The 22025-nt window shown below is 62.7% G+C and carries 23 protein-coding genes, 1 tRNA gene and 1 pseudogene; 7 read left to right on the top strand and 18 right to left on the bottom strand.

Going from position 1 to position 22025, the window contains the following annotated elements:
* Nucleotides 1–33: 33 nt before the first annotated feature.
* Genes CGZ66_RS14865 through CGZ66_RS14855 form a run of 3 tightly spaced genes read right to left on the bottom strand, consistent with a single transcriptional unit; the run spans nt 34 to nt 1715 of the window.
* On the bottom strand, nt 34–615 hold the full coding sequence (locus tag CGZ66_RS14865) for a cob(I)yrinic acid a,c-diamide adenosyltransferase (protein ID WP_095084855.1): 582 nt from the start codon (nt 613–615) through the stop codon (nt 34–36).
* 18 nt (nt 616–633) lie between these two features.
* Nucleotides 634–825 carry a twin transmembrane helix small protein gene (locus tag CGZ66_RS14860; protein ID WP_095084854.1) on the bottom strand — a complete coding sequence of 64 codons (192 nt, stop codon included), beginning with the start codon at nt 823–825 and terminating at the stop codon, nt 634–636.
* A 23-nt stretch (nt 826–848) separates the two neighbouring features.
* A complete protein-coding gene (locus CGZ66_RS14855) occupies nt 849–1715 on the bottom strand; it encodes an SDR family oxidoreductase (protein WP_095084853.1) in 867 nt (288 codons plus the stop codon).
* A gap of 58 nt (nt 1716–1773) precedes the next feature.
* Here CGZ66_RS14855 and CGZ66_RS14850 point away from each other — a divergent pair, with 58 nt between their 5' ends.
* Nucleotides 1774–2625: a YihY/virulence factor BrkB family protein gene (locus CGZ66_RS14850; protein ID WP_095084852.1), complete on the top strand. Its 852-nt coding sequence runs from the start codon at nt 1774–1776 to the stop codon at nt 2623–2625.
* Here CGZ66_RS14850 and CGZ66_RS14845 read toward each other — a convergent pair.
* The 3 genes from CGZ66_RS14845 to gluQRS all read right to left on the bottom strand — a co-directional run bounded on the left by CGZ66_RS14845 (nt 2595) and on the right by gluQRS (nt 4898).
* Nucleotides 2595–3509 carry a DMT family transporter gene (locus CGZ66_RS14845; RefSeq protein WP_095084851.1) on the bottom strand — a complete coding sequence of 305 codons (915 nt, stop codon included), beginning with the start codon at nt 3507–3509 and terminating at the stop codon, nt 2595–2597. The genes CGZ66_RS14850 and CGZ66_RS14845 overlap by 31 nt on opposite strands.
* Before the next feature lie 155 nt (nt 3510–3664).
* Nucleotides 3665–3883: a hypothetical protein gene (locus CGZ66_RS14840; RefSeq protein ID WP_095084850.1), complete on the bottom strand. Its 219-nt coding sequence runs from the start codon at nt 3881–3883 to the stop codon at nt 3665–3667.
* 139 nt (nt 3884–4022) lie between these two features.
* Nucleotides 4023–4898, bottom strand: a complete 876-nt coding sequence (gluQRS, locus tag CGZ66_RS14835) for a tRNA glutamyl-Q(34) synthetase GluQRS (protein ID WP_095084849.1) — start codon at nt 4896–4898, stop codon at nt 4023–4025.
* A gap of 72 nt (nt 4899–4970) precedes the next feature.
* Here gluQRS and CGZ66_RS14830 point away from each other — a divergent pair, with 72 nt between their 5' ends.
* Together CGZ66_RS14830 and CGZ66_RS14825 are read left to right on the top strand one after the other, a co-directional pair.
* A complete protein-coding gene (locus CGZ66_RS14830) occupies nt 4971–5612 on the top strand; it encodes a DNA-3-methyladenine glycosylase family protein (RefSeq protein ID WP_095084848.1) in 642 nt (213 codons plus the stop codon).
* A 127-nt stretch (nt 5613–5739) separates the two neighbouring features.
* On the top strand, nt 5740–6297 hold the full coding sequence (locus CGZ66_RS14825; protein ID WP_006328497.1) for an HNH endonuclease: 558 nt from the start codon (nt 5740–5742) through the stop codon (nt 6295–6297).
* Nucleotides 6298–6616: 319 nt separating this feature from the next.
* Here the strand turns inward: CGZ66_RS14825 and CGZ66_RS14815 are convergent, their stop codons facing one another.
* The gene (locus CGZ66_RS14815) at nt 6617–7135 is read right to left on the bottom strand and encodes a disulfide bond formation protein B (protein WP_095084846.1); all 519 of its coding nucleotides are present in this window, start codon (nt 7133–7135) and stop codon (nt 6617–6619) included.
* Nucleotides 7136–7217: 82 nt separating this feature from the next.
* Nucleotides 7218–7802: a YqaA family protein gene (locus CGZ66_RS14810; protein WP_095085018.1), complete on the bottom strand. Its 585-nt coding sequence runs from the start codon at nt 7800–7802 to the stop codon at nt 7218–7220.
* A 292-nt stretch (nt 7803–8094) separates the two neighbouring features.
* Between CGZ66_RS14810 and CGZ66_RS14805 the strand changes: the two genes are divergently transcribed.
* Both CGZ66_RS14805 and CGZ66_RS14800 read left to right on the top strand, forming a co-directional pair.
* Nucleotides 8095–8179, top strand: a tRNA-Leu gene (locus CGZ66_RS14805).
* A 39-nt stretch (nt 8180–8218) separates the two neighbouring features.
* Complete coding sequence (locus CGZ66_RS14800; protein WP_245331099.1) at nt 8219–8557, top strand: helix-turn-helix domain-containing protein; 339 nt, start codon at nt 8219–8221, stop codon at nt 8555–8557.
* 47 nt (nt 8558–8604) lie between these two features.
* Here the strand turns inward: CGZ66_RS14800 and CGZ66_RS14795 are convergent, their stop codons facing one another.
* The 5 genes and pseudogenes from CGZ66_RS14795 to CGZ66_RS14780 form a co-directional block, all read right to left on the bottom strand.
* Nucleotides 8605–9540 carry an HlyD family secretion protein gene (locus CGZ66_RS14795; RefSeq protein ID WP_095084845.1) on the bottom strand — a complete coding sequence of 312 codons (936 nt, stop codon included), beginning with the start codon at nt 9538–9540 and terminating at the stop codon, nt 8605–8607.
* The gene (locus tag CGZ66_RS14790) at nt 9537–9776 is read right to left on the bottom strand and encodes a DUF3302 domain-containing protein (protein WP_095084844.1); all 240 of its coding nucleotides are present in this window, start codon (nt 9774–9776) and stop codon (nt 9537–9539) included. The genes CGZ66_RS14795 and CGZ66_RS14790 overlap by 4 nt, the downstream gene beginning before the upstream one ends.
* A gap of 816 nt (nt 9777–10592) precedes the next feature.
* Nucleotides 10593–10799, bottom strand: coding sequence for a hypothetical protein (locus CGZ66_RS39125; protein ID WP_143748743.1), 207 nt, complete (start codon nt 10797–10799; stop codon nt 10593–10595).
* Nucleotides 10800–11045: 246 nt separating this feature from the next.
* Nucleotides 11046–11414, bottom strand: a complete 369-nt coding sequence (locus CGZ66_RS14785) for a cupin domain-containing protein (protein ID WP_143748742.1) — start codon at nt 11412–11414, stop codon at nt 11046–11048.
* A 124-nt stretch (nt 11415–11538) separates the two neighbouring features.
* Nucleotides 11539–11643, bottom strand: a pseudogene (locus CGZ66_RS14780) (IS1 family transposase); the annotation flags it as partial.
* A gap of 232 nt (nt 11644–11875) precedes the next feature.
* Between CGZ66_RS14780 and CGZ66_RS39120 the strand changes: the two are divergent.
* A complete protein-coding gene (locus CGZ66_RS39120; RefSeq protein ID WP_143748740.1) occupies nt 11876–12109 on the top strand; it encodes a hypothetical protein in 234 nt (77 codons plus the stop codon).
* Nucleotides 12110–12340: 231 nt separating this feature from the next.
* Here CGZ66_RS39120 and CGZ66_RS14770 read toward each other — a convergent pair whose 3' ends face one another.
* The 5 genes from CGZ66_RS14770 to secA all read right to left on the bottom strand — a co-directional run bounded on the left by CGZ66_RS14770 (nt 12341) and on the right by secA (nt 20798).
* On the bottom strand, nt 12341–12619 hold the full coding sequence (locus CGZ66_RS14770; protein ID WP_245331098.1) for a KOW domain-containing RNA-binding protein: 279 nt from the start codon (nt 12617–12619) through the stop codon (nt 12341–12343).
* Between the two features lie 294 nt (nt 12620–12913).
* Nucleotides 12914–14569 (bottom strand): arylsulfatase, encoded by a 1656-nt coding sequence (locus CGZ66_RS14765; protein WP_095084840.1) that lies wholly within the window; start codon nt 14567–14569, stop codon nt 12914–12916.
* Nucleotides 14570–14939: 370 nt separating this feature from the next.
* Nucleotides 14940–16220, bottom strand: a complete 1281-nt coding sequence (locus CGZ66_RS14760; protein WP_095084839.1) for a GNAT family N-acetyltransferase — start codon at nt 16218–16220, stop codon at nt 14940–14942.
* Nucleotides 16220–17620, bottom strand: a complete 1401-nt coding sequence (locus CGZ66_RS14755) for an oligosaccharide flippase family protein (RefSeq protein WP_095084838.1) — start codon at nt 17618–17620, stop codon at nt 16220–16222. Before CGZ66_RS14755 ends, CGZ66_RS14760 begins: the two co-directional genes overlap by 1 nt.
* 445 nt (nt 17621–18065) lie before the next feature.
* Nucleotides 18066–20798, bottom strand: coding sequence for a preprotein translocase subunit SecA (gene secA, locus CGZ66_RS14750; protein ID WP_095084837.1), 2733 nt, complete (start codon nt 20796–20798; stop codon nt 18066–18068).
* 261 nt (nt 20799–21059) lie between these two features.
* Between secA and CGZ66_RS14745 the strand changes: the two genes are divergently transcribed.
* The gene (locus tag CGZ66_RS14745) at nt 21060–21998 is read left to right on the top strand and encodes a peptidylprolyl isomerase (RefSeq protein WP_095084836.1); all 939 of its coding nucleotides are present in this window, start codon (nt 21060–21062) and stop codon (nt 21996–21998) included.
* Nucleotides 21999–22025 lie beyond the last annotated feature (27 nt).

The raw sequence follows: 22025 nt of genomic DNA, 5'->3' as shown, positions 1-22025 counted from the left end.
CGGTCCCCTGGCCCCCTCGCGCTTTCGGACAGTTCAGCGGTTCTTGCCGGGAACCCATAGCACGTCGGCATTTCCATTGTCATTGACCGCCCGGGCGGCGACAAACAGGAAATCCGAGACGCGGTTGATGTATTTCAGCCCGTCGGGGTTGGCGTGCTCGCGGGGATCCTGGGCCAGGGCCACCATCAGCCGTTCGGCCCGCCGCGCCACGGTGCGGGCGAGATGCAGGGCGGCGGCGGCCGGCGTGCCGCCGTTCAGCACGAAGGATCTGAGCGGATGAAGATCCTTGTTGAGCAGGTCGATATCCTTTTCGACCCGGTCGGTCTGCGTGGCGATGATGCGCAGCGGCTCATAGCCGAGCGGCTTGCCGTCATCGGGCACGGCGAGATCGGCGCCGAGGTCGAAGAGATCGTTCTGGATGCGGCAAAGCATGGCGTCGATCACCGGGTGGGTGACTGCCGTGTGGACCCGGGCGATGCCGATGCAGGCATTGGCTTCGTCGACCGTGCCGTAGGCGTCCACCCGCAGGTCCGATTTCAGCCGCCGTTCGCCGGTGCCGAGACCGGTGGTGCCATCATCGCCGGTGCGGGTGTAGATCTTGTTGAGCTTGACCACATCGCCTCCCGAACGGCCTCACTTGCGGGTGAAATACACCGCCAGCAGGATCAGCGCTAGCGCCACGGCCTGCAGCAGAACACGCGCCTGCATCAGCTTGTTCGAGGTGACGCCGGACCCGCCACGCATCATGTTGATGAGACCGCGAACGAGCACGATCACCACGGCGACCATGACCAGAATGGCGAGGATGTTGAAGACGGTTGCCATGGTGTGTTCCCAGTTCGGTTGGTTCAGGCGCGTTTGGCAAGGAAGCGGTAGAGCATCGATGCGGGCAGGATGCGTTTGAGCGCCGCACCGATCTTAGCCGGCACTGTTACCACATAGTGCGGGCGCGGGCGCCGCGACAGAAGCGCATGGCGCAGCGCCGCATGTACCACTTCCGGCCCGGGCTTCAATGCCGATTGGCTGCCGCCGGCCCGCAACCTTGCCAGTTGCGCCTCATAGTCTAGGCGGTGGACCGAATTCTCGTGATCGATGTTCTGCAGGAACCATGGCAGTGCATTGCTGGCGATTTTCGACGTTACCGGCCCGGGTTCGATTAGCGAGACATGGATGCCGCTGCCCCTGAGTTCCTGATGCAGGCACAGCATCAGACCCTCCAGCGCGTGTTTCGAAGCCGAATAGGCGCCGCGAAAGCGCACCGGCGCGAGGCCGAGGATCGACGAGCAGTGGACGATGCGGCCATGGCCCTGGCGTCGCATCACCGGCACCAGCCGCCGGGTCAGGTCATGCCAGCCGAAGAAATTTGCCTCGAATTGCTGCTTGAGCGCCGCCACCGGCAGGTCCTCGACGGCGCCGGCTTGCGCGTAGGCGCCATTGTTGAACAAGGCGTCGAGCCGGCCGCCTGTGCGATCCAGAACCGATGCGACCAGCGCTTCGATGGATGCTGCTTCAGTGTAGTCGAGATAGAAGGCCTCTATGCCGTCCGTTTCGAGAGCGGCGATGTCTTCCGGTTTGCGTGCTGTCGCGAACACCCGCCAGCCTTCAGCTTTCAACGCGCGGGCGCAGTAGGCGCCTATTCCCGAAGAGGCGCCGGTGACGATGATCGAGCGCAACGCTCGCGCCTGACTGTTCGTGGGTTTACCAAGGGTTGCCATTTGCTGCAATCCCTTCCCATATTCGCGGCGTCGAGACAATCGAAGGGAGCGCGGGTTCTTGCTGCGGAATATTGTCGCCCTGCGCCGCGTGCTCTACGACGCGCTCGGCCATTTCAACACCGATGACGGCTGGGCGATGGCCAGCCATCTGGCGATCACCTCGCTGATGGCGCTGTTTCCATTCCTGATTTTCGCCACGACGCTGGCGAGCTTCCTCGGCGCGCAGGCGTTCTCGGACACGGCCGTGCATCTGGTCTTCGACACCTGGCCCGAGCAGATCGCCAAGCCGATCGCGCGCGAGGTGCTCAATGTGCTGACCGTCAGGCGCACCGACCTGTTGACCTACGGCGTGCTGCTTGCCGCCTACTTTGCCTCGAACGGCATCGAGGCGTTGCGCACGTCGCTCAACCGCGCCTATCGCGTCTCGGAAACGCGCGGCATCATCTACCGCCGGGTGCAGAGCATCATCTTCGTTCTGATCGCGACGGCCGGTTTCCTGGCGATCAGCGTGCTCCTGGTGTTCGCGCCACTGCTGGCGCGGCTCGCGGAAGCCCATATCGAAGGGATCAAGCCCTACATGGGCACGATCACGCTGTGGCGCTACGTCATCGCCTCGGTGGTCATCGTCGGCGGATTGTTTGCCGTGCATTTCTGGCTGCCGGCGGGCAGGCGCCGCTTTGTCTCGATCATACCGGGCATCATCTTCACGCTGGCGGCATGGCTCGTCGGTTCGACCGTCTTCGCCACCTATCTCGATCACTTCTCGTCTTATGTGACGACCTATGCCGGCCTCGCCTCGATCATGATCGCGGTGGTCTTCCTTTATATGCTCTCGGCGATCTTCATCCTCGGCGGCGAACTCAATGCCGCGATCAGCCGCTATCTGGAGGCGCGCGCCCGAGTCGGTTGATTGAAAGGCCGAGGCTTGGTCTGTCGAGCCGTTGCCAGGCCGACGCCGAATGTCGTGATCGCCATGCCGACAATCTGCAGCGCGTTGAGCTGCTCGTCGAACAGGGCCCAGGCGATGATGGCCGTCACCGCCGACACCAGGTAGAACAGCGAGGCCACTTTCGACATCTCGCCGTCGCGGATCATCACCATCAACAGGAAGATGGCGCCGAGCGACAGCACCAGCACCAGCCAGGCCATGGCGAAGATCAATTCGCCGTTGATGACGACGGTGCGTGTCTCGAAGGCGAGCGAAGCCAGGATCATCAAAGAGGCGCCGCCGACATATTGCCACATGGTCGCCGCGACGAGGTCGCCGCCCGAGGCAAAACGCTTCTGCCAGATCGTACCTGCACTCATGCCGAGCACCGAGACCAGCGAGGCGGTCAGCGTCGCCGCCGTCACGCCACCGCCGAGCGCGCCGAGCTTTGGCCACAGCACGATGACGATGCCGATGAGGCCGATGCCAAGGCCGGCCCAGTGGCGCGGCAGGATCGCCTCGCCGAGAAACTTGCCGGCAAGCACGGCCGTGATCAGCGGCTGCAGGCCGACGATGAGGGCCGAAAATCCGGCCGGCATGCCCCGGTGGATGGCCCAGAAGACGGCGCCGAGATAGACGCCATGCATCAGGATGCCGGCGCCGGTGGCGTGCAGCGCTTCAATGCGGGTGGCTCTCTTCGAACCCAGTACGACCATCAGGACGGCGAGCAGGATCGCAGCCAGCACAAAACGCCCGGCAAGAAAGGTGAACGGCTCGGCCCACGGCATGGCGTAGCGCGCGCCGATGAAGCCGGTTGCCCACAGGACAACGAAGGTGGCGGGGATGAACCGCTTGATGCTGTGCATGTTCGGGAGACCGCCGCACTGGGGAGAGTTGATCGTGGCGCTGCTCTAATGCGGTTCAAGCCGGCGCGCAAAACGAAACGATTGATCCATACATCACTGGAATTCAACCGACGGCGAATTCGGCTCAGTTCGAAATTTCGGGAGACTGATCTCTGTTACCAGCTGCACCCCGGCCACTTGATAAGCGGGCTGTGCCCATAGACCGCTTCCCTGTCGTCAAACGACTTGACCACCGACCATACCGGATCGCCGTTGTCGTCGGTCTCGTTGCCCACCATGACCGAAACGATATGGTCCGGGTACTTGGCGCCCTCGATTGCCGTCAGCCTGTCGCAAACGCGCGCCTTTTCTTCGTCAGTCAGATGTCGCTTCATGGAAGCCTCCACCGCTTGGCGCCCAGCATACAGAAGTTTTGACCGGCACGCGACGGTCGATTGATGGCAATTGACGACGGGGCAAAGTTCAAACCGACATGACCCGAATTCGCCACGCGGTTTCTCTGGCCCGCCAGGCTCAAAGGCCGACCATCCGCCTGATGTCGTCCGGCGATGCGCCGGCATGGCGCAAGGCGGCAAGGCCGGTGTCGCCGAGGCTCTTGGACAGCTTTCGTCCATCCGGCCCGAGGATGAGGCGATGATGGAAATAGGCCGGCTGCGGCAGTCCGAGGAGTTCCTGCAGCAGGCGCTGCACGCCGGTGGCGGAAAACAGGTCCTGGCCGCGCACGACATGGCTGACGCCTTGCAGGGCATCGTCCATGACGACGGCGAGGTGATAGCTGGTCGGGATGTCGCGGCGCGCCACGATCACGTCGCCCCAGTCCTGCGGCTTGGCTTCGATCGTGCGTGTCGCAACGAGCGCCTCATCGCTGAATTCGGTCCATGACAGGTCCTTGCCGACACGGGCCACGGCGGCATCGATATCCAGCCGCCAGGCGAAGGGCGCGTTCTCGGCGATCCGTCGCTTGCGCTCCTTCACCGGCAGCGCCTTGTCGGCGGCGGGGTAGAGTGGCACGCCATCTGGATCGCGAGGCCAGTCGCGTCCGCGCTGTTCGCTGTCGGTGATGAAGGCCCGGATCTCGCCACGGCTCATGAAGGCGGGATAGACGAGTTCGTCCCGAATCAGCCGGTCAAGTGTCGTCTCGTATTCCGCGAAATGCTCGGACTGGCGGCGCACCGGCTGTTCCCAGCCAAGCCCCAGCCACTTCAGATCGGCAAGCACGCCGGCCTCGAATTGCGGCGTGCAGCGCGTCGTGTCGATATCCTCGATGCGCAGCAGCAGGCGGCCGCCGGCGGCGTCAGCCAATTTTTGATTGAGCAGCGCCGAATAGGCGTGGCCGAGATGCAAGTCGCCGTTGGGGCTCGGGGCGAAGCGGAATGTCAGGAGTGTCATTTGTCCGGCGGCAATCAGGTTTTGCGGCGCTTCGCCAATTGCTACCCTGTCGAGGGTCAAGGAACAAGAAACATGCAGCGCATCGCCACATCAGACGACATTGCCCGGGGGCTCGATGCGCTTTGCCTGATCGACCCGCGCCTGGAAAAGGTGCGCGGCATGGCTGGCGAGGTGCCGCTGCGGCTTTCCGAGCCCGGGTTCCGGAGCCTGGCCTCGATCATCGTCTCGCAGCAAGTGTCCCGAGCCAGCGCCGATGCGATCTTCGGCCGGCTGACCAAACTCGTCGATCCGCTGACGCCGCAGGCGATTCTTGCCGCCGGCGAAGACATGTTTCGCGAGGCCGGCCTGTCGCGGCCGAAGCAGCGTGGGCTGATCGCCATTGCCCAGGCGGTGGCCGACGGGCTCGACCTCCATCACCTCTGTTCGCTCGATGCCCAGGAGGCGATTACGACGATGACGGCGGTGTCCGGGATCGGCCCGTGGACGGCGGAAGTGTATCTCTTGTTCGCCGCCGGCCACCCCGACATTTTTCCGGCGCGCGACGTTGCCTTGCAGAGCGCGGTCGGTCACGCGCTCGGCATCGAGCCGCGTCCGCCGGAGAAAACACTGATCGCACTGGCCGAATCATGGAGCCCGTGGCGAGGTGTCGCATCGCGGCTTTTCTGGTCCTATTATCGCGAAACCAGAGGTCGGGAAGCCGCGCCGCCGGCTTAATCCGCAAAAAGGCATGAAAATCACGCATTTTTGGCGCTTCAGCGGCGCGACAATCCGCTTCACATCCCTGTCATGTCAGGCTTACAGTATCCGCGCCGTTCGGGTCTAGAACCAAGGAGGTAAACACGTGACGGTCGCCGTATCTCCGGATGGGCTTCCAGCACTGGTGCTGAATGCGGATTACCGTCCGCTCAGCTATTACCCTCTGTCGCTCTGGTCCTGGCAGGATGCCATCAAGGCGGTGTTCCTCGACCGGGTGAACATCGTCGCCGAATACGAGCACGCCGTCTCCTCGCCGACCTTCTCGATGAAGCTGCCGAGCGTCGTCAGCCTGAAGGCCTATGTGAAGCCGTCCAGGCACCCGGCCTTCACTCGCTTCAACGTCTTCCTGCGCGACCGCTTCCAGTGCCAGTATTGCGGCACGCCGGAGGACCTGACTTTCGATCACGTCATCCCCCGCCATCGCGGTGGCGCGACGACGTGGGAGAATGTCGTTGCCGCCTGTTCGCCCTGCAATCTCAGGAAGGGCGGCATGATGCCGGCGCATGCCAAGATGTGGCCGCTGCAGAAACCCTTCCAGCCGACGGTGCACGATTTGCACAACAACGGCCGCCTGTTCCCGCCCAACCATCTGCACGAAAGCTGGATGGATTATCTCTATTGGGATGTCGAGCTGGAACCGTAGGGTCAGCGCCGCACCTTTGGACGATTGGCCGACATATGTTCAAGATTGCGATTGAGTGTCGTGACGTTGCGCCGGCGTCGGGTCCGCAAGCTCCTATGGACATAGAGGAGGAGTTTCGCGCCCATCGGACATGGCACGAGCGCCCCAGTTGCACTTATGCCGATGGGAAACTTCTGCTTATTGCACAAAATGACTTTGACGCCGACGGAAAGGCCTTAGTCGACGAATTCTGGGACTGTCTCGCCGCACATCTCGGAGAACACGGAGCGATACACATCCTTGGTGTCGAGCAAGTCTAAGGCATCTCAAACTTGCTTGCTCAGTCGCGCGTAAAAGCGCCGCGGAAGGCGACGGCGGCCAGAACGAGGCTGGCGATGGCGTTCCAGCCTGCCAGCGACAGGCCGAGGATGCGCAGCGCCGCCTTGTCGCAGGACGGCGGCACGAATTTGTCGAGCGCGTCGAGCACGCCCTTGCCGCCGGTGTCGACTGGCCCGGCGCCGGCGGTGCAATCGGTCGGGCCGGCCCACCACTGCCATTCTACGCCGGAGTGATAGACACCGAGATAGAGGCCGTAGAGCATCAGCAGGCCGCCTATGGCCAGCAGGCCGCGCGTCAGCCATGCCGGCGCGTGCAGCATGGATGCAAGCACCGCCAGCAGCATCAGCGGCGCGCCGATGTAGTAGGGCGTGCGCTGCTCAAGGCAGAGGTGGCAGGGAATGTAGCCGCCGAGATACTGGAAGCCCAGCGCCGAGCCCACGGTAGCGGCCATCGCGACGGCGAGAAACAAGGCGGTGCGCGTCCGCTGGCGTCCGGTGTCGGCATTCATGGTCGCTGTCATCGTGTTCTTCGTCCGTTGAGTTCGCCGCGCTCTTTGTCCCTGTCCTTGTCCCAACAGCGCCGGGCACTTTTGGGCGACAGGACTAGAACGCGTATTTGACGAGGATATAGAGCAAAATCAGGGCAGCCGCGCCGGCGCCGGCGATCAGTCCGAGACGCTTTTCGATGAATTCGCGGATCGGTTCGCCATAGCGGCGCAGCAGCCAGGCCAGCAGCAGGAAGCGGGCGCCGCGCGCGACGATTGCCGAGATGATGAAGATCAGCAAATTGACGTGCAGGGCGCCGGCAAGGATGGTGACGACCTTGATCGGCGGCAGGTGCGCGAGACCGGACGTAACGAGCAGCACCAGCATCAGGCCAGTGCCAGAATTCTGCCAGCGCTCGAAGGTCGATAGGCCGCCGAAATGCTCCAGGATCGGACGGGCGATGGCGTCGTAGGCGAAGTAGCCGATCATCCAGCCGGCGATGCCGCCCAGCACCGAGGCGGCCGTGGCGGTCAGCGCATAGCGGTAGGCGCGGTCGGGGCGTGCCAACGCCATCGGCAGATAGAGCACATCGGCCGGTACGAAGAAGAACGAGCTCTCAATGAAGGCGATGATGGCAAGCCACCATTCCGCGGATTTCCTTGCCGCCAGCGACAAGGTCCAGTCGTAAAGTCCGCGAAGCATCGGCACTCCTATGCGTGTCGCCCAAACGGTGCGCAGCGGTATCGGGACATTGGCATGCACAAACCAAAGGGCATGCACAAACAAAGACCCAAAGCGCGCGCCATCCATCCAGTGGGAAGCGCCTCGCTTTGATGCGCCGCCTGTCTAGAAAGATTTTCCGCGCTGCACAATGGCAGCGCCGTCACGAAATCGAAAGGTGAAGTTTGGTCGCATCCGGGCCATCGACAATTGGCCAGTTGACGAACAGGCCTCCAACCGTATAGTCCGCGCCCATCCAGGCCGCCCGGCCTGAGCCCCTATGGCGGAATTGGTAGACGCGCTCGACTCAAAATCGAGTTCCGCAAGGAGTGCTGGTTCGATCCCGGCTAGGGGCACCACTGACAACCCGTCAGATCAAGGACCGAGAGGTCAAGGTCGTGGCGCTGGATTTGCCGCCTTCGCACATGATGTTGAAGACCGAGGACGCCTTCACCGGGCGGATGTTCGATTCGATCAACGGGATGCTGCTCGACATGCTCGCCGCCATCGCCCGCAAGGACTACGACGACCGTCGCCGCAGGCAGGCTCAGGGGATCGCCAAGGCCAAGGCTGAGGGAAAGATGAAGGGTCGCCCTGAGGATGCCGAACGCAACGAGGCCATCATGGACTTGCTGCGCAAGCGCCAGAGCTGGAGCACCATCGTGAAGGCCACTAACTGCTCACGCTCGACGCTCGCGAGGCTGGCCAAGCGCCTCGAACCAATCGGGCGCAAGTAGGCGAGCGCCTTGACCTGTTGCTGCACCTCTGGCCGGCGCGGTCCGGTTCAGAACGGGTTGACGTAGTTCAGGATGGCACTTTGTCTGAGTACAACTTGCCTTATCACATGCGCCGCCTTGACATGATCGGTGTAAATGGCGGCAACGCCAGTGCTTCCCGCTGGTAGCCGGTGCCCGACCGACGGATCGTCGAGTTTGAAGCGCACTACAAAGGGAGACGCCAGCACCTCCGACGGCGCCACTGCGAGGCCTCCCGGCTGCGACTGCCCGGTGGCAATCGCCTGAATTACCGTCTCGACTTTGCCTTCAAAGACCTCGCCGGGAAGCGTCTTGAACGTGACCTCGACCGGCTGACCAGCCTCGATGTAGCGCGCATTGTTCTGCGCTATCTCGGCGCCAAAGATGGTGTCGAATGTGTCGATGAAGGCCATGACGGGTGATTGGCCGTTGACGCGCGCTCCTTTGCGAAGGGCGAGGTTCGTCACATAGCCGTCGGTTGGCGCACGAACGTTCGTCTTGTCGAGGTTCCATTTCGCCGCGTCGAGCTCCGCCTGAAGCTGGTCACGCTCGGCCTGGCGCTGCTCGACATCGAAGGCGCGTCCGACATCGTTCTTCTGAAGCTGTGAGAACTGACCAAGCCGCAGCTCCGCCAGCTTGAGCTGCGCCTCGATGCCGCGAACCTGTGCCTCGTAGATCGTCGGGTCGATGCGGAAAAGAACATCGCCTGCCTTGAGCGGCGTGTTAGCAAGCACAGGGACGTCGATGACTTCGCCCGCCACGGACGGAATGATCTGTACGGAGTTGCGCTGCACTGCGGCTGGCCCGGACGGCGCTCCCCATCCCATCGGGATGAACAGGCCGATGAGAAGAGCCAGCAGCACGATGACCGGGGACAGCTTCCAAAACAGGTTGAATGGGATGAACCTCAGCCAGACGAAGAGGGCGAGAAGCGCAATGTAACCATTGAGAAGGACGACGATCATTTGGTCGCGTCCCGCTTTTCCGGGAAGTCGACATAGGCCCAGATCAGCACCAGCGGCCAGAAAACGAAGCCGAAGATCAAGGTTGCCCAGCTACCAACTGCCACCGCTTGCGCCCAGGGATGGCCCCGCTTGCGTGCAATACGGCCCGGCATTGCTCCCAGCGCCACGACGACCGCAACAAGTGTCGCTATGACGACGAGGAGGACGATCCAGGCGAAGATGTCGATGAAGGTCATGTCGCCGCTCCACGCTGTCAATCGCCGGTTCCAGCCTTTCCGACACTCTTTCCACGTTCGCGTCAGGACGAACCGGAGCGCTGGTGTACCTCAGTCAGACCGCAAGTTGACCGTTACTCGAAGTTCAGCACGGCAAGCAGCATACGGATCATTTGCCAGTCCTCCATTCTGACGACGGCAATCGTCAGCAAGGGTCTCGCCCATCGGTGGCACACACAAGTACGTAACGGTAACGCCGCGTAACCATGGCGCGGCCTTTTGCCGGTGTCGTTCGCTCTCCCTGCTGTTAGACGCTTGCCTGCCCGATGATACGGGGTGGCCATCTTGAGGGATACCGGATTGACGTATTGGGCGGCGAGGCGCGAACGCAAGACTGAGGTGAAGAGGCGGGCTTAGGAGCCGAGCAGCATGTTTAGCCGCAGTCGCGTGGTTTGGTGCAGCAAGCCGGCCAGAGCGGGCACGGAGGACGGGCTGGACACTCGGTTCTGTCGGTCCCACGCGGATCACTACGCGCGCCACGGGAGCGCGTACAGATTGACGACCGCGTGACCATCCTCCTCGACGGCTTGGTTCTGGACCCTGCGACACAGATCAGGCACGAGACCAGCGCCGCGACTGTGAGGGAATACCGGGCCGGTATGCGTGCCGACAAAAGAGGCTGGAACATTAGCGGGCTTGAATTGTTGAGTTCATGCTTCGGACGCCGCTGCTTGGCTCCGTCGCAGGCTGGTGGGCACATCGGCCGGCCCGCGCCAGCGGTCCCTCCGTGGCGCGGGCTTTGAGGCCAGACAGTGGCTGCGGCGCCTCGGACGGGGTTCAAATAAATGGTGGACAATACCACCAGAAAGCCTTGGCTTCCTCTTCAGGCGTCATCGGACGGACCTCCCATGAGTCCGTTTTCGCGATGTAACGTGTCCAAATGGGCGTGCCTTCTTCGCTGACGCTTTCGTGCCAGGCGGTAAACCCCATCATTGGCAATAAAGCTTCTCGGAGCGATCGAAGCTGGAGTGCTGCCGTGTGCATGCGAATGACCTCCCTTGGCTGGGCGCCGCCATCGATTCGTGCCTGCCTCACCCCGGCACAACGTCGTAGCGTTGCCGACCGTTTTCAGCGGTCCGGCGGCCATAGCGGTGGCTCGGGGTTTGACCGCCGGGCCTTACCGGCAAAGAGGGGTGGGTTTGCCGGCTGGCAAATTATAGGCCGTTTATTCGAATATTCAATTTCTCTAAAATGAGGATAGTGGGTCAGTCTGAAATTTGTCGATGTGAATCAGTCTGCGATGCCAACGAGAAGCAGGCCAACCGCCTCTTGACCTTGGACTAGCGACCGGTGGCCCTTGCTGTCTTTGTCATTGAGCAAGAGAACATCGCCCCGCCGGAAGTCGGCTGAAGTTCCGTCGGTGGTCGTGATTTTGAGGTGACCTTGGAGCAACACCACCAATTGCCTGCGCGGCGTTGCATGGTATTGCGGGTCCCATCCGGGCGGCAATTCAAGAAATACACCGGTCGTCATCGGCGTTTCGGGTGACGCGCCTATGGGGGCAGATGGAGGGGCAAAGTCGCGTGCCGCAAGATTCACCGAAACATTGCGCAAGTGCGTCTCGCTAACTTCGTCAGCATATATTTCCGTGATTTGCATTGGCTTCCCCCGAATGTTTAGGCGGCAACGTGCTTCTTGTAACACGCTTGCGGTCAATCTTCGCCTGTTCCGCTTCCACCAGCGCAACAATAGTGCAAAGCCACCGCGTTTGCATCAGCTTCAACCTTCTTGGATCAACCTTCTTGGAAAAGACGTTTGTCAGACGCGTGAAGCGGCGCATATGCATCCGCATTGTCAGGTTCTGACGTTCCGCGAATGATGTGCTGACATGCTTGAATGCATATTGCATCCGGTCAAATTTCAAACTGACCCACTACCAAAATGATTGGTCCGCAACCAACCGCGCAGCCGCTCGTTGCCCTATGCTGGTTTTGATCCCCAGCATCCATGACTGGCCCGCTGCCGCTCCGAGGCGCGACACCAGCCGGCTCGGTTTGGTTGGAACTTGGATTGGCTTCGAGAGTTTATGGCGCGCGACCTTTGTATGGAGGTGGCTGGCCATGAGGATCAAAGTTGCACCAGAGCTCTGTAACGTTGCGGCGGCCGACGAAATTGTGAGCGAGGCGAAGGGGAAGGTTCCCCTTTCTGTCACACTGGCGGTTTCCCGACTCCGACAGAAAACCGGATCGATGCGATCGGATGCCGATCTAGAGGCTCTTGTCGCAAAGATAGCTGCGGCTCGCGGTGTAGCCCTGGTGATGGACAGGAAGGCTGATCAATTCGCACCTGGGTGAACAGCAGTGGCAGCGTTGGCGTTTGAGACGGTCTATCTTTTCGGCCTGACGGGGGACGACCTGTTAGGCGGGCTCGTATCGCTGGTGGCGTGCGCGTTGCTTTTCAACGCTTTGGCGAAGGATCGCTCAAACCCATAACCGTGCGTACGAGGTCGAAGCAGAATCGGGTCCATCGTGCATCACGATGCTGGGGTTGCGGATCGATTGAGGAATTCTTAGAAAGAAAGGGCCTCAGAGTGGCGTCCTGCGCTGCTTTGGCCGGTATCTCTCGATGAGCCTGACCATATCGATTTCGACCGTCACCAGCGGCCCCAGGTCGATTGTCACCGTCTCGCCATCGATCCGGGTGACCTCGCCAACAAGCTCGATCTGATCCCCCCGCTGCACCTCGGTGCGGATCGAATGCGCAAAATCATAGCTTCGGATCGATTGCGGGCAATCATAGTTCGGGACCGACACGCTGACGCGCTCATCGTCAATCCGCCTGCGCACAGTGGCCGTGACCCCCACCAGATCTCCAATGCCAATTGCCAAAGTCATGCAGCGTACCGGCCACTCCGGTGGGTTTGTTACTGCCGCACTGATTAATTTATGGGTATATTAGCAACTGCGCAATTACGCCTATTGGCGGTAGAAAGCCATTGGCGACCACACGTTGCCTTACCTCCGAAGCGGGACGTGGCGGGGAATACGCGACGGCCTCATCATATCGGGGAGAGGAGTGAAAGATGATGCGTCAAGTCGCGAACGGAGCCTACGCCGGTTGAACCGGCGCGGCCCGTTGAAAGCTTTCGTCAGCTGGCTTCAGTTCTTGCCAGCGCCGCCGGCTTCCTGGAGTTTTGCCAGCACCTGGTCAAGCGAGAAGCTGCCCGGCTTCTGCCGCGGCGGGAACGCGACAAAGCTTTGAATGTACTGGCCTACGAAGGCCTGCGCCGGCATGAGCAGATACGTCCGATCGAAGCGCCACCTGATATATTCGGCCCCTTCATGCTGGGCGCGTTCAAACGGATCGGCTCGCAGGTCGAAGATCTTGGGCACCCGCAAGGCTACGAACGGTTCCTGCCACACGTCGAAGCCCTCCGCCCGCTGCTCCAGGAAAAGGATCTTCCAACGGTCATAGCGGAGGGCGGCGAGGTTTCCGTCGTCGGTCCAGTAGAAGAACTCCTTGCGAGGGTCGGGGCCGGTACCGGCCAGCAGATCGTGCTGGTCGTAACCGTCGAGGTGGACCTTGAAGGTCTTGCCCGCAGCCTCGTAACCGGTCAGGAGCTTCTCCTTGACGTCCGGCTCGCCGGCTGCCGCCACCAGCGTCGGAACCCAATCCTCGTGCGAGACGATGTCGTTGATCTCTGTGCCAGGCTTGACGACCCCTGGCCAGCGGATCATGCCGGGAACGCGGTAGCCGCCCTCCCAACTGGTGTTTTTCTCGCCATGAAACGGCGTCGTGCCGCCATCGGGCCATGAGAAAACTTCGGCGCCGTTGTCGGTGGTCCACAGCACGATGGTGTTGTCGGCAATACCCAGATCGTCCAGCTGCTTGAGAAGCTGGCCGATATAGCCGTCGAGTTCGACCATGCCGTCAGCCTCCAGTCCCAAGCCGGTCCTGCCTTCCGAGTCGGGCTTGAGATGGGTGTTAATATGCATGCGGGTCGTGTTGAACCAGCAGAAGAACGGCTTGCTGGCCTTGTGCTGCCGATCGATGAAGTCCTTGGCCGCGCCCAGGAATTCCTCATCGACCGTTTCCATGCGCTTTTTGGTGAGCGGGCCCGTGTCCTCGATTTTCTGCTTGCCGACCCGGCCGAAGCGGGAATCTTCAGTGGGATCATCCGTGTCAGTGGCGGTGCATTTGAGCACGCCGCGCGGGCCGAATTTCGCGCGGAACTCTGGCGATTTCGGATAGTCCACATTCTCCGGCTCTTCCTCGGCATTGAGGTGGTAGAGATTGCCGAAGAACTCGTCGAAGCCGTGGACGGTGGGCAAGAACTCGTTGCGGTCGCCGACGTGGTTCTTGCCGAACTGGCCGGTGGCGTAGCCCTGCGGCTTGAGCAACTCGGCGAGCGTCGGGTCCTTCCCCGACAGTCCTTCCGGGGCGGCCGGCAGACCGACCTTGAGCAAGCCGGTGCGGAAGCAACTCTGCCCGGTGATGAACGCCGCGCGTCCCGCGGTGCAGGACTGCTGGGCGTAGAGGTCGGTAAAGATTGCGCCCTCATTGGCGATGCGGTCGATGTTGGGCGTGCGGTAGCCCATCATGCCTCTGTTGTAGGCGCTGATGTTCCAAAAGCCGATATCGTCGCCAAAGATGACGAGGATGTTCGGCTTGCCACCCGCCGCCTGCGCGGGCTGGGTCGACGGCCGCGATGTGAGGGCGGCGGCTGCCGCCGCAAGCGCGGTGCCTCCAAGCAGGACGCTCCGTCGGCTGAAGGTGCTGCTATCGGTTTCGTGTTCTTGCTGCTGTTTGGCCATTGCTCGCTCCCTTGGGCACGCCTAACCCAAGCCAGTCTTTAGCGGCCCGACATATGTCACCCTGCGACTGGCGATGACACCAGGTAAGTACGTTACTGTTACATCTCCTGGCGTAAGCAAGGTACGCCCTTGACTGGCGCGGCTCTTCGGCCAACCCCGGCCGTGCCGATGCCCGAATATGCCCGGCGGCGCGACGGGATGAAGGCCAGAAACCGGGTGATCCCTCGGCGGCCGCACGGGCGATCCCGGCGGTCGTGGATGAGCCGGAGCGGCCGCTGCGCCTGTTCCCAGGGGACCGTTTCCGAACAGGCCTATTCTAGTCGCCTGGCCACCTGGGAAGCCTGGGCATCGGTTACCACCAAGCTCGGGTCTACCGCCGTCCCAGCAAGCTCTTCATCCGGATGCGCAGCAGGCGGGCCATGTTGCGGGTCTCGCGGTAGAGATGCAGCTGCGAGGCGGCCTGGCGGGTGAGGCGGTCGGCGTCGGGCGTCAGGCCGATCACCAGCGTGCCCATCGGCTTGCGCTCGGTCCATAGCCGGCTCATCACCGGATGGTCGGGCATCGCGCAGGAATCGGTCATCATGATGTTGGGATCGTCGAGATGCTGCCTGGTCACCTCGATCATCAGCAATGTGCCGGGCGAATAGGCGGCCAGCGTCTCGTCATAAGCCGTCTTCCAGGTGTAGGCGACGCCGGCTTCGACGTACACGATCAGGCTGGCAATGGTGCGGCCGTCCAGCGTCAGCGAATGGATGCGGCACATGTCCTGTTCGGCCAGCCGGTGCACCGCCTCGCGGGCGAAGGCAGCGCGGTAGCGGTCGATCGCCATGGCGGTGCGTTCGCGACCTTTCCAGCCGGCCGCTTCCAGCGTCAGGAAACTTTCGATGGCGTGGCGGATCTCATCGGGGCCGCGCGCCACGACATGCTCCAGTTTGCCGAGGTCGCCGAGGCGCCGCTTCAGCCGGCGGAACTCGCGAAAATGATGCGCGCGCAGCGAGGCCTTCAGATACTCGTCCCCGTCGGCTTGGCTCTCCAGCGCGGGGCGCTTGGTCTGGCCGGTGGTGACCAGCATCAGGCCGCGCGTCTCGGCCACGGTGGCAAACAGGCTCGCCACCGGGCCGTCGAGCCGGATATCGGGCAGGACGAAGACTTTCGGCAGCTTCAGGTGCGGGCGCGACAGCATCGAGAAAAAATCCTCGACGACGCCGACCGGGTCGTCGCGGTCGACCAGCGGCGTGCCGAGCGGACCGAACGGGCTCGACCATGTGCGCATGACCGGAACGCCGAGCGGCATCCCAGGCCGTTCCACCGAGAACGGCACCAGAAGGCGCAGCCGGTTGCGGTATTCGTCGCCGTCGCGGATCACCGCCAGCCGCACCTCGCGATCCTCCAGCCGCGGCATGGCCGGCGCCAGGAAGCGCGGGTTGAAGAAAACGTTCGGCTCGACCGTGCGGGTGCAGAGGTAATCCAGTTCCTCGACCAGGTCGAAGCCGGCCGATGCCGGGTAGATGGCGAGTTTGCGCTCCGGCCGGTTATTGGCGAGGATCTCGATATGGGCGGGGTCGGGGTCGCGGGTCAGCCCGGCAAGGCCGGACACCATGGCGCCGGCCGTGCCGCCGCTGGTTTCCTCAAGCAACGGGATGGCGGCCATCACGCGGCTCCTTTCGCAGGCACGAAGATAAGCATGACGATGCCGAGCTTGCGCCATACGGTGAAGGACAGCGCACAGGCTTCGAAGATCATGGCAAAGGCGGTGGCCATGGCCGCGCCCCACAGGCCGAAATGCGGGATCAGCATCACGTTGAGGCCGATGTTGAAGGCCAGCGTCATGGCATAGACGGCAGCGCAGATGTTCTGGTTGCCGCTCATCGTCAGCAGGCTTTCGCACGGACCGACGGCGGCCCGCGCCACGACGCCGAAAACGAGCAGGAACAGCAGCGGATAGCCACTGCTGAATTCAGGGCCGAACAGCACCAGCATCGGCTCACCCAGCGCCAGCACCAGCATCGCCATCAGCAGCGAGGGCCAGAACGTCCACGATACGGTCTCGCGGGCGAAGGCGGCGAGCTTTTGCGGCTCGCCATGGGTGAATTGCGCGTAGCGCTGGGCAACGCCGGCCTTGACGGCGAAATAGACGAAATGCACCAGCGCCAGTGTCTTGACGGTGGCGAAATAGACGGCGACGTCGTTGGGATCCATATAGGCGCCGACCATCAGCACGTCGGCGTTGGTGAGCAGGAAGAAGAAGCTTTCAACCAGGAAGATCGGCAGCGAAACGAGGAACCATTGCGCGAAATGGACCTTCATCGGCCCGGCCGGGATCCGCCTTTCCATGCGCTGGGTAACGCCGATGAGCTGACCGAGCGTGGTGACATAGGTGGCGGCGATCGACGCGAAGATGGCGGTCCTGGCGTCGGGCGCATAACCGGCGGCCAGCATCAGCGCCATGAACAGCAGGATCAGCACCGGGCGTACCAGATAGGTCGGCGACAGCGCAAACAGCGCCCATGAATTGGCGCGCGCCAAGCCTTGCAGTAAATCGGACATGGCGATCATCGGCAGGCAGATGACGCCGAGGATGAACGGCACCACGTAGTAGTTTTCGATCCATGGCGCGGCCAGCCAGACGCCGAGCGCGCCGAGCCCGGCGATGAGCGTGGAGGCGATCAGCACGAACAGCCGGCTGGCCAGCACGATGCCGCGCAGTTCGGCCAGCATGCCGCGCTCGCGGTATTCGGGAATGAAGCGGATGACCGAGGTGTGGAAGCCGAGGCAGGCGAGGTTGCCAACGATGACCATCGTCACCCAGACGAGGACGAAGATGCCGTATTCGAACGAGCCCATCCAGCGCGCCATCAGCACCTGGCTGACGAAGGCGATGACGGCGCTGATGATGCGGATGGAGAAAGCGATGACCGACATGCGGCCGGCTTCGCCGCGCTCGTCGGCGGTGAACAGCACGGCATCGATGCGGCCAAGCAACGGCCCGATGCGCAGCGCCAAACGCTGCGGCAAGAACCGCCCGGCTGTCGTGGCCGCGGAAAAGCGCACCCCGATTACTCTCCGTTTTCCGCCTCTTTTTCAGGCGTCGGTGTAGCAAGGACACATTAAGAAACGGTTGGGTGAGGAGTGGTCCGCGCAGCGGACGAAAAGCCAACGATTTGGCTTTTCGAGCGACGAACGGTGAAGACCCGGTCCGCCTTCGGGCGGATTAAAAGGTCCGGTGGACCTTTTAAAGGGGATGAACGCCCGGAGGGCAGGGAGCCATAGCGAAGGGCCGGGAGGCGCAGGGGGTGCGCAGCACGCACATTCTCCACGCCGGTGGCATGGCGAGTGCGGGTCGCCATGGAAGGATTGAAGAATGTACTCCTCTGGCCTGCCGGCCATCTCCCCCTCAGGTGGGGAGATCGGACCAATCGCGAACGTCAGCGCCGCCCCTCATCCGCCTGCCGGCACCTTCTCCCCGTATAGTGACGGGGAGAAGGGAAGCATTCCCTTACGCGAATGCGCCGTGGCAGTGCTTGTACTTCTTGCCGGAGCCGCAGGGGCAGGCTTCGTTGCGGCCGACCTTGCCCCAGGTCGCCTGGTTGTTCGGGTCGCGGTTCTCGGGAGCGACAATTGCGGTCGTCTCCGGACGGACCAGGAGGGCGGTCTCGCCGCCGTCGAAATCATTCTCCCCGGTGGTGCCGTCGATATGCATGCCGAACATGTCGGGCGCCTCGGGCGGCGGTGCTTCGGCGGCCTGGCGCACCAGCTCGACGCGCATCAGCTGCGCGGTGACGGCCTGGCGCAGATTGCCCAGCATCGCCTGGAACAGCTCGAATGCCTCGCCCTTGTACTCCTGCAGCGGATCGCGCTGGGCGTAGCCGCGGAAGCCGACGACCGAACGCAGGTGGTCGAGATTGACGATGTGCTCGCGCCACAGATGGTCGAGCGTCTGCAGCACCACCGAGCGCTCGACATAGTTCATCACCTCGGGGCCGAAGCGCTCGGAGCGCTCCTTGGCGGCGGCGTCGGCGGCCTGCGCGATGCGCTCGCGGATGTCGTCCTCGGCGATGCCCTCTTCCTTGGCCCAGTCCTCGACCGGCAGGTCGAGATTGAGGAATTCGGCGACTTCGGCCTTCAGCCCGGCAACATCCCACTGCTCGGCATAGGCGTTTTCGGGAATGGCCTTGGCGACGATCTCGTCGATGACGCCCTCGCGCATCTCGGCAATGGTTTCCGAGAGGCCTTCGCCGTCCATCAGTTCGATGCGCTGCTCGAACACCACCTTGCGCTGGTCGTTGGAGACGTCGTCGTATTTCAGCAGGTTCTTGCGGATGTCGAAGTTGCGCGCCTCGACCTTCTTCTGCGCCTTTTCCAGCGCCTTGTTGATCCAGGGATGGATGATCGCCTCGTCTTCTTTGAGGCCGAGCTTCTGCAGCATGCCGTCCATGCGCTCGGAACCGAAGATGCGCATCAGATCATCCTGCAGCGACAGGAAGAATTTCGAGCGGCCGGGGTCGCCCTGGCGGCCGGAGCGACCTCTGAGCTGGTTGTCGATGCGGCGCGATTCGTGACGTTCGGTGGCCAGCACGTAGAGGCCGCCGGCGGCCAGCGCCTTTTCCTTCAGGCGCTCGACGTCGTCATTGATTTCCTTTTCCCGCGCCTCGCGCTCGGGCCCGGCCGGCATGTCGCCCAGCTCGTCGGCGATGCGCATCTCGGCATTGCCGCCGAGCTTGATGTCGGTGCCGCGGCCGGCCATGTTGGTGGCGATGGTGATGGCGCCCGGCTTGCCGGCCTGGGCGACGATCGCCGCCTCGCGCTCGTGGTGGCGGGCGTTCAGCACCTCGAAATCCTTGAAGCCTTCCTTGCGCAGGCGCTCGGCCAGCTGCTCGGATTTTTCAATGGAGGTCGTGCCGACCAACGTCGGCTGGCCCTTGGCGCTGGCTTCGCGGATCTCCTTGACGATCGCCTTGTACTTCTCTTCGACCGTCCGGTAGACCTCGTCGTCCTCGTCCTTGCGGACGACCGGCAGGTTGGTCGGGATCTCGGTGACGTCGAGATTGTAGATGTTGCCGAACTCCTCGGCCTCGGTCAGCGCCGTGCCGGTCATGCCGGAAAGCTTCTTGTAGAGGCGGAAGTAGTTCTGGAAGGTGACGGAGGCGAGCGTCTGGTTCTCCGGCTGGATCGCCACATGCTCCTTGGCTTCGAGCGCCTGGTGCAGGCCTTCCGAATAGCGGCGGCCCGGCATCATTCGGCCGGTGAACTCGTCGATGATGACGATCTCGTCGTTGCGGACGATATAGTCCTTGTCGCGCTGGAACAGCCGGTGCGCCTTCAGCGCATTGTTGACATGGTGGACGATGGCGACGTTCTCGACGTCGTAGAGCGACTCGCCCCTGAGCAGGCCGGCGTCACGCAGCATGTTCTCCAGCTTCTCGGTGCCTTCCTCGGTGAAGATCGAGGTCTTCTGCTTCTCGTCGATCTCATAATCCTGCGGCTGCAGCTGGATGATGAAAGTGTCGATGGTGTTGTACATTTCCGAACGGTCCTCGAGCGGACCGGAAATGATCAGCGGCGTGCGGGCCTCGTCGACCAGGATGGAATCGACTTCGTCGACGATCGCGTAATTGTGACCGCGCTGCACCATCTGGGCGCGCTCGTACTTCATGTTGTCGCGCAGATAGTCGAAGCCGAGTTCGTTGTTGGTGGCATAGGTGACGTCGGCGGTGTAAGCGACGCGGCGCTCCTCGTCGGACAGGCCATGGACGATGACGCCGACCGAGAGGCCGAGAAATTTATAAACGCGGCCCATCCATTCGGAGTCGCGGGTGGCGAGATAGTCGTTGACGGTGACGACATGGACGCCGTTGCCGGCAAGCGCGTTGAGGTAGACCGGCAGCGTCGCGACCAGGGTCTTGCCCTCGCCGGTGCGCATCTCGGCAATGCCGCCATTGTGCAGCACCATGCCGCCGATCAGCTGGACGTCGAAGGGGCGCATGCCGAGCACGCGGCGCGCCGCCTCACGGGCGGTGGCAAAGGCGGGAACCAAAAGGTCATCGAGGGTGGCGCCGTTGGCGATGTCCTGGCGGAATTTCGCGGTGCGGCCAACCAACTCCTCGTCGGAGAGTGCCCGCATCTCGTTTTCCATGGCGTTGATCGCCTCGACACGGGGCCGGGTCGATTTGACCCGACGGTCGTTGGAGGAACCGAAAACCTTACGGGCGAGACCGCCGAGACTGACCATCCAATGGTCCTTTCGATAGAATTCTCAATCTTGAGACGGACGCCGGCTGGCCCCATCAAATCCACGTGAACGCACCGCTTGAATACGGGCAAACACAAAAAGCGCCCGGAAAACGGTTCTGGACGCAAAGTCGTTGGACAGATAAGAGGGGGCTCAACTGATGTCAACGCCGCGCTAGCCCTGCCGGTCGCGCCAAATTCCGCCACAATCCGGCTGATCTGGAAACCTTCCGCCCTCATAATCCCTTACCGGAGTCATCTTATGTCCTTGTTGTTCCGCCGTGCGTCGCTTGCCAGCCTTGGCCTGGCCTTCGGCTTGTCGGCCCTTTCGTTGTCGCCGCTGATGGCGCAGACCGCTCCCGCTCCGGCGGATGCAGCAGCACCTGCCCCGGCGGATGCGGCAGCACCTGCCGCGGCACCGGTCGATCCGAACACCGTGATCGCCACGATCAACGGCCAGCCCTTGACCGAAGCCGACCTGGTGCTTGCCGAAGGCGAGCTGTCGCAGCAGTTCGCCCAGCTGCCGCCCGAGCAGCGCCGCGCCGCGGCCCTCTCGGCGGCCATCGAAATCCGCGTCATGGCCGCCCAGGCGGTCACCACCGGCCTCGACAAGGATCCCGACTTCCAGCGCCGCATGGCCTTCCTGCAGCAGCGCGCGCTGCATGGCGAGATGGTCGAGAAGGGCGTCGTCGACAAGGTCACCGACGCCGAGGTTCGCGCCCGCTACGACCAGGAGATCGCCAACACACCGCCCACAAACGAGGTGCATGCCCGTCACATCCTCGTGAAGACGAAGGAAGAGGCCGAGGCCATCATCAAGCAGCTCGACGGCGGCGCCGACTTCCAGAAGCTCGCCAACGAGCACACCAGCGATCCGTCGGGCAAGACCAGTGGTGGCGACCTCGGCTGGTTCGGACCTGGCCAGATGGTGCCGGAGTTCGACAAGGCGGCTTTCGCGCTCCAGGTCGGCAAATACACCGAGCAGCCCGTGCAGTCGCAGTTCGGCTGGCACGTCATCAAGCTCGAGGACAAGCGCACCAAGCAGCCGCCGGCATTCGACGACGTCAAGGACCAGGCCAGGCAGGCAGTCATCCGCGACAAGTATTTTGCGCTGGTCAAGTCGCTGCGCGGCGGCGCCAAGGTCGAGATCCCGGACGAGAAGCTGAAGAAGGCGGTCGATACGCTGGAAAGCGCCAAGTAAGCCTGAATTTTTTGAAAGGGCCGCGGC

Source organism: Mesorhizobium sophorae (assembly GCF_002270415.1).
In the GTDB taxonomy this organism is placed as follows: domain Bacteria; phylum Pseudomonadota; class Alphaproteobacteria; order Rhizobiales; family Rhizobiaceae; genus Mesorhizobium; species Mesorhizobium sophorae.
Note: the sequence above shows the minus strand (reverse complement) of the source record. Positions and strands in the feature narration are given on the sequence as shown.

Bases quoted from the DNA above. Each gene is read 5' to 3' on its own strand.
- CGZ66_RS14860 (WP_095084854.1), bottom strand. From the start codon at position 825: ATGGCAACCGTCTTCAACATCCTCGCCATTCTGGTCATGGTCGCCGTG.
- CGZ66_RS14855 (WP_095084853.1), bottom strand. From the start codon at position 1,715: ATGGCAACCCTTGGTAAACCCACGAACAGTCAGGCGCGAGCGTTGCGC.
- CGZ66_RS14845 (WP_095084851.1), bottom strand. From the start codon at position 3,509: ATGCACAGCATCAAGCGGTTCATCCCCGCCACCTTCGTTGTCCTGTGG.
- CGZ66_RS14840 (WP_095084850.1), bottom strand. From the start codon at position 3,883: ATGAAGCGACATCTGACTGACGAAGAAAAGGCGCGCGTTTGCGACAGG.
- gluQRS (WP_095084849.1), bottom strand. From the start codon at position 4,898: ATGACACTCCTGACATTCCGCTTCGCCCCGAGCCCCAACGGCGACTTG.
- CGZ66_RS14830 (WP_095084848.1), top strand. From the start codon at position 4,971: ATGCAGCGCATCGCCACATCAGACGACATTGCCCGGGGGCTCGATGCG.
- CGZ66_RS14815 (WP_095084846.1), bottom strand. From the start codon at position 7,135: ATGACAGCGACCATGAATGCCGACACCGGACGCCAGCGGACGCGCACC.
- CGZ66_RS14810 (WP_095085018.1), bottom strand. From the start codon at position 7,802: ATGCTTCGCGGACTTTACGACTGGACCTTGTCGCTGGCGGCAAGGAAA.
- CGZ66_RS14795 (WP_095084845.1), bottom strand. From the start codon at position 9,540: ATGATCGTCGTCCTTCTCAATGGTTACATTGCGCTTCTCGCCCTCTTC.
- CGZ66_RS14790 (WP_095084844.1), bottom strand. From the start codon at position 9,776: ATGACCTTCATCGACATCTTCGCCTGGATCGTCCTCCTCGTCGTCATA.
- CGZ66_RS39125 (WP_143748743.1), bottom strand. From the start codon at position 10,799: ATGCACACGGCAGCACTCCAGCTTCGATCGCTCCGAGAAGCTTTATTG.
- CGZ66_RS14785 (WP_143748742.1), bottom strand. From the start codon at position 11,414: ATGCAAATCACGGAAATATATGCTGACGAAGTTAGCGAGACGCACTTG.
- CGZ66_RS39120 (WP_143748740.1), top strand. From the start codon at position 11,876: ATGAGGATCAAAGTTGCACCAGAGCTCTGTAACGTTGCGGCGGCCGAC.
- CGZ66_RS14765 (WP_095084840.1), bottom strand. From the start codon at position 14,569: ATGGCCAAACAGCAGCAAGAACACGAAACCGATAGCAGCACCTTCAGC.
- CGZ66_RS14760 (WP_095084839.1), bottom strand. From the start codon at position 16,220: ATGGCCGCCATCCCGTTGCTTGAGGAAACCAGCGGCGGCACGGCCGGC.
- secA (WP_095084837.1), bottom strand. From the start codon at position 20,798: ATGGTCAGTCTCGGCGGTCTCGCCCGTAAGGTTTTCGGTTCCTCCAAC.
- CGZ66_RS14745 (WP_095084836.1), top strand. From the start codon at position 21,060: ATGTCCTTGTTGTTCCGCCGTGCGTCGCTTGCCAGCCTTGGCCTGGCC.